Below are 5091 nucleotides of genomic sequence, written 5' to 3'. Positions count from 1 at the left end.
CCTATAGAAGAAGAGTTGTAAGGGATCAGCTATCAGTTATTAGCTATCAGCTATTAGCGATTAGCGCTACGCGAACAGTTAATGCGCTACGCGCACGCTACGCGAACAGTACACATAATTCAAGTAGGGTGGGCAAAGTTTCATTCTCTACAATACTGATTTCAACCAAACTTTTTTTGCCCACCCTACAAGCTACAACTTAGAGTAAATTGAGTGTAAAAAAAATCTGAATTCAAGTAGGGTGGGCAAAGTTTTATTATCTATAATATTCAAAAGAACTCAATTTTTTTGCCCACCCTACAAGCTATTTATCACGTCAGCATAAAATATTGGAAACTGATACATGCCAGCTAAAGATGCTTTCCATAATGCCATGCGTTCTGCTCTAATGAAGCAGGGTTGGACAATTACTCATGATCCCCTTTCTATTGAGTTTGAGGATGTGCCACTTTACGTTGATATCGGAGCTGAACGCTTATTTGCGGCTGAACGGGGTCGTGATAAGATAGCGGTGGAAGTTAAAAGCTTTTTGAGCGATTCAGCAATCTCTGAATTTCATACTGCTCTTGGACAGTTTTTGAACTATCGTATGGCACTGTCGGAACTCGAACCTGATAGAATTCTGTATTTAGCAATTCCCAAGGATGCTTACGAAAGTTTCTTTATCCGACGATTTGCTCAAAAAGCGATTGCAATCAACAGCTTAAGGCTAATTGTATATAATCCAGAACTTGAGGATATTGTACAATGGCAATAAAAAACTACAGTTAAAAAAATCCGAACTCAAGTAGAACTGAAGTAGTGTGGGCAAAGTTTCATTCTCTACAATACTGATTTAAACCCAACTTTTTTTGCCCACCCTACAAGCTCTGACCGCTGACCGCTGACCGCTGAATGCTTAGGATTATAAAATGGCAATAAACAAGTACAGTGAAATCATCCAAACCGTTATTCGTGAGCAAGCCGAGCTACACCAATCGGGTTATATTCCCATAGAGACAATTGTAGATATCGAACGCCATCACTACTTGTTGCTACAGGTGGGTTGGGTGAAAGACCATTGGGTTTATGGGTCTATCCTTCACCTAGATATTATTGATGGCAAAATCTACATTCAACAGAATAATACAGAACAAGTTATCGCTCAACGTTTAGTAGAATTGGGAGTGCCTAAAACAGATATTGTGATTGGCTTCCATTCTCCTTTTAAACGACAATTCACTGACTATGCAGTTGGCTAGGTACATTAGACCTCTTGCATAAGTCTCATAAACCGTGGGTGTTGACAAGGCAAAAGGCAAAAGCGATGCAGCGCGGTCTTGGGGGTTTCCCCCATGAGCGACTGCATCAAGACGGCAAAAGGCAAAAGTTTCCCTAGAATTCAAGTAGGGTGGGCAAAATTATATTATCTAGAATAGTCAAAAGAACCCAATTTTTTTGCCCACCCTACAAGCTGACTTAGCTCCCTGTTCCCTATTCCCTGTTCCCTATTCCCTGTTCCCTGTTCCCTGTTCCCTGTTCCCTACTTCTGCAAGAAGTCTAATAGTCAAAAGAACCCAACTTTTTTTGCCCACCCTACAAGTTCTAACTGATAGTAAATCCCATGACTATTTCTACTCCTGTCTTAACCCTACCCCCCCTGGAAAACGGTGACAAACTGACCCGTTTTGAATTTGAGCAGCGCTACGCCGCTATGCCCCAGGTCAAAAAAGCTGAATTAATCGAAGGATGTGTTTATATGACTTCTCCTGTCCATGCCAAAGCTCATGGTAAACCCCACGCTCACATTATGGGATGGCTCGTTTCCTACGAAGCGGTCACTACTGGTGTAGAAGTTTTGGATAATCCTACCGTGCGTCTAGATGCTGACAACGAAGTCCAACCCGATGCTCTGCTTCGGATCGAAGAGAATGGACAATCTACGATCAGCAACGACGACTATGTAGAAGGGGCACCAGAACTGATTGTTGAAATTGCTGCCAGTAGCGCGTCGTATGATCTACACCAAAAATTTAATGTCTATCGCCGCAATCAGGTGCAGGAGTATATAGTCTGGCGAGTGTATGACCAAGAATTGGATTGGTTCTGTCTACAAGAGGGTAAATATATTGCGTTGCAACCTGATCAAGCAGGCATTTTGACTTCAACAATTTTCCCTGGTTTGTGGCTGGCGAAATCTGCCTTATTATCCGGAGATCTAGGCACTGTGTTAGCAGTTTTACAACAGGGAGTAGGGAATAGGGAGATAGGGAGATAGGGAGATGGGGAGATGGGGAGATGGGGAGATAGGGAGATGGTTTAACAGTTTGTTTGATAACAGTTTAATTTAATGGCTCGTAATCGTGCTAAGATTAATAAAAATACCTATTTATTATAGCGTTTTACTAGCCTAGCGAGGTACAAAGGTTTTTTTGCCTATTGCCTCTTGCCTATTATCTGCTCCCTACTCCCTACTCCCTCTAGTATTAACCTATGCAAATTCCTTTGCCAACAGGTTTTGATCAACTCAATAGAGCCGAACAAATCAATTATATTGGTGACCTTTGGGATTGGTTTATCTCTCAACCAGATGACACAATAGCACCACAGTGGCATATGGATATTGTTCAGGAACGATTAGCCGATCATGACCCTGAGCGATCGCAACCTTGGACGAATGTAAAGCAACGGTTGGGTCGTAAGTACGGTGAACAATAGGTTTGAAGTTGTTTTTGATGCTCGTGCAGAAGAAGATGTAGATGTAGCAGCCGAATGGTATGCCAAGAAAAGTTCAGAAGCTGCATTAGGCTTTTTAAAAGAAATCACAACTGTAGTAGAGCGACTCTCTCAATATCCAGAGGCTTACACAGTAGTCAAATCCAAGGTTCGCAGAGCACCAACCAGGCGTTTTCCTTTTTATGTTTACTATCGCCTTGATGGCGATCGCGTTACAGTTTTGGCGGTGCTACATATTAGACGCGCCCCAGATGCGTGGCAAATGCGTTAGGGGCTATTAGAATTGGGGATAATTTTCAAAGTTTCGTGGAACAGGCATCTTGCCTGTTGCTCCTGTTACAATTCTCCCGAACTCCCCATCACCCCATCACCCCAACTCCCCAACTCCCCATCACCCCATCGCCCCATCTCCCCATCTCCCAATAGATGCTATTCTAACGGCTAGAAATAACTAAAAATAAAGAGGAGTCAACGACAATGGGCAAAAAGAAATTACTCCCTGGCCAAAAATCTCCCATCCTACGTTCCACCACCGCTAAGCCCATCCCCGGCTTGACCGAAACCGAGCTGACCACTGGATGGGACGGGCAAGCCCAGGGGCTCCAACCCGCCCAACAGTGTCAAACACTGCATAGTTATGCTTGCCCTCCTTTTGCCGGAGACGATGCTGAGTAAGACTCAGTTGATCAAAGAAGCCGCAAATTGTATTAAAAGTATTTTTTATAGGGGCTGCTATTAGTTTCGTGGCACAGGCATCTTGCCTGTTGCTGTTCAAAGTTTTGTAGAACAGGCATCTTGCCTGTTGTTGCTCCTGTTAAAATTATACCCAACTCCCAACCCCCGATTCCCGATTCCCGATTCCCGATTCCCGATTCCCGATTCTAAATTCTAAATTCTAAATTCTTAATTCTCAATTCTTAATTCATTAAAAAATTATTAGGAGCAAAACAAAATGGGAAAAAAGAAACTCTTGCCTAGCAAAAAATCTCCCATCCTACGTTCCACCACCGCAAAGCCCATCCCCGGCTTGTCCGAAGCTCCGCTGACTACAGGATGGGCAGGGGAAGCCCATCGCTCGCTGGTAGAGTTATCCGGCTTTCGCTTCGCCGCCAAGAGAGACAGAGAGTTAGGCTTTCGCGAGAGGGGACGACACTGAGTAAGACTCAGTCGATCTAAACAAGCCGCAAATTGTATCAAAAGTCTTTTTTATAGTGGCTGTTCAAAGTTTTGTGGAACAGGCATCTTGCCTGTTGTTGCTCCTATTAATAGTTTTGTGAAACAGGCATCTTGCCCATTGCTCCTGTTACAATTCTCCCCATCTCCCCATCTCCCCATCTCCCAATTCTTAATTCCCAATTCTCAATTCTTAATTCTTAATTCTTAATTCTTAATTCTTAATTACCCACTGTAAACAAATGTAAACCCCCCTTGACTCCCCGCCCTTACCCAATGGTAGTCTAAGCACTGTAACAAACAAAATCTAACAGGAGCAAAAGATAATGGGAAAGAAAAAACTCTTGCCTGGCCAAAAATCTCCCATCGTACGTTCCACCACCGCTAAGCCCATCCCCGGCTTGGAAGAAACAGCCCTGACGGAGGGCATGGGCAGTGAGAGTTGTGGGTCAATCACCCCATTGGCCTTGGGGACTTTTGGGAGTAGCTGTTATCCTTTTGCGGGGGACGGGGACGAGTAAAGCTACTCTATCACAGTTAATGCAAATTATCTCAAAAGTCTTTTTTTTCATTGCTGGGCGGTCGATTGGCTGCGATAAATTGGCGGGAAACCCTCGCTACTTCGGGGTCTTCCGTTACCACGCCACGGTGTTTGCTCGATGCTTGCCGTGGTGAGACTTTTTTGACAAATGTTGTGATTCCGATAGAGAAACCCCAGCTATTGGGGTTTTTCTTTTTAAATAGGGGAATCGGGAATCGGGAGTCGGGAATCGGGAATCGGGAATCGGGAATCGGGATACTTGTAGGGTGGGAATTGCTGAAAATGATCTTTATTGAACGGCGAGCCATGAAATAGGCAATGCCCACCAATACCCAATCTCTGAGTAGTTGATGGTAACAATCGGGATACTTGTAGGGTGGGAATTGCTGAAAATGATCTTTATTGAACGGCGAGCAATGAAATAGGCAATGCCCACCAATACCCAATCTCTGAGTATTTGATGGTAACAATCGGGATACTTGTAGGGTGGGAATTGCTGAAAAAGCTCTTGATTGAACGGCGAGCAATTAAATAAGCAATGCCCACCAATACCCAATCTCTGAGTATTTGATGGTAACAATCGGGATACTTGTAGGGTGGGAATTGCTGAAAAAGCTCTTGATTGAACGGCGAGCAATTAAATAAGCAATGCCCACCAATAC

General features: G+C 43.9%; 12 protein-coding genes. 9 read left to right on the top strand and 3 right to left on the bottom strand.

Annotated elements, in window-relative coordinates:
• Positions 1-343 precede the first annotated feature (343 nt).
• The 8 genes from F6K52_RS32210 to F6K52_RS32175 all read left to right on the top strand — a co-directional run bounded on the left by F6K52_RS32210 (position 344) and on the right by F6K52_RS32175 (position 3607).
• Positions 344-757 (top strand): element excision factor XisH family protein, encoded by a 414-nt coding sequence (locus tag F6K52_RS32210; RefSeq protein ID WP_293088501.1) that lies wholly within the window; start codon positions 344-346, stop codon positions 755-757.
• Between the two features lie 154 nt (positions 758-911).
• On the top strand, positions 912-1241 hold the full coding sequence (locus F6K52_RS32205; protein ID WP_293088499.1) for a XisI protein: 330 nt from the start codon (positions 912-914) through the stop codon (positions 1239-1241).
• Positions 1242-1437: 196 nt separating this feature from the next.
• On the top strand, positions 1438-1653 hold the full coding sequence (locus tag F6K52_RS32200; RefSeq protein WP_293088497.1) for a hypothetical protein: 216 nt from the start codon (positions 1438-1440) through the stop codon (positions 1651-1653).
• Positions 1604-2257 carry a Uma2 family endonuclease gene (locus tag F6K52_RS32195; RefSeq protein WP_293088495.1) on the top strand — a complete coding sequence of 218 codons (654 nt, stop codon included), beginning with the start codon at positions 1604-1606 and terminating at the stop codon, positions 2255-2257. The genes F6K52_RS32200 and F6K52_RS32195 overlap by 50 nt, the downstream gene beginning before the upstream one ends.
• A 215-nt stretch (positions 2258-2472) precedes the next feature.
• A complete protein-coding gene (locus F6K52_RS32190) occupies positions 2473-2697 on the top strand; it encodes an addiction module protein (protein ID WP_293088493.1) in 225 nt (74 codons plus the stop codon).
• A complete protein-coding gene (locus F6K52_RS32185; protein WP_293088491.1) occupies positions 2687-2986 on the top strand; it encodes a type II toxin-antitoxin system RelE/ParE family toxin in 300 nt (99 codons plus the stop codon). The genes F6K52_RS32190 and F6K52_RS32185 overlap by 11 nt, the downstream gene beginning before the upstream one ends.
• Positions 2987-3192: 206 nt before the next feature.
• The gene (locus tag F6K52_RS32180) at positions 3193-3390 is read left to right on the top strand and encodes a cyanobactin class RiPP (RefSeq protein ID WP_293019716.1); all 198 of its coding nucleotides are present in this window, start codon (positions 3193-3195) and stop codon (positions 3388-3390) included.
• A gap of 82 nt (positions 3391-3472) precedes the next feature.
• A complete protein-coding gene (locus tag F6K52_RS32175; RefSeq protein WP_293088489.1) occupies positions 3473-3607 on the top strand; it encodes a hypothetical protein in 135 nt (44 codons plus the stop codon).
• Between the two features lie 44 nt (positions 3608-3651).
• Here F6K52_RS32175 and F6K52_RS32170 read toward each other — a convergent pair whose 3' ends face one another.
• Together F6K52_RS32170 and F6K52_RS32165 are read right to left on the bottom strand one after the other, a co-directional pair.
• Complete coding sequence (locus F6K52_RS32170) at positions 3652-3912, bottom strand: hypothetical protein (RefSeq protein ID WP_293088487.1); 261 nt, start codon at positions 3910-3912, stop codon at positions 3652-3654.
• 9 nt (positions 3913-3921) lie between these two features.
• Positions 3922-4050, bottom strand: coding sequence for a hypothetical protein (locus F6K52_RS32165; protein WP_293088485.1), 129 nt, complete (start codon positions 4048-4050; stop codon positions 3922-3924).
• A gap of 164 nt (positions 4051-4214) precedes the next feature.
• Here F6K52_RS32165 and F6K52_RS32160 point away from each other — a divergent pair, with 164 nt between their 5' ends.
• Positions 4215-4409, top strand: a complete 195-nt coding sequence (locus tag F6K52_RS32160) for a cyanobactin class RiPP (protein ID WP_293088483.1) — start codon at positions 4215-4217, stop codon at positions 4407-4409.
• A gap of 31 nt (positions 4410-4440) precedes the next feature.
• Here the strand turns inward: F6K52_RS32160 and F6K52_RS32155 are convergent, their stop codons facing one another.
• Positions 4441-4899, bottom strand: coding sequence for a hypothetical protein (locus tag F6K52_RS32155; RefSeq protein ID WP_293088481.1), 459 nt, complete (start codon positions 4897-4899; stop codon positions 4441-4443).
• Between the last annotated feature and the right edge of the window lie 192 nt (positions 4900-5091).

It is taken from the genome of Moorena sp. SIO3H5 (genome assembly GCF_010692395.1).
In the GTDB taxonomy this organism is placed as follows: Bacteria; Cyanobacteriota; Cyanobacteriia; order Cyanobacteriales; family Coleofasciculaceae; genus Moorena.
Note: the sequence above shows the minus strand (reverse complement) of the source record. Positions and strands in the feature narration are given on the sequence as shown.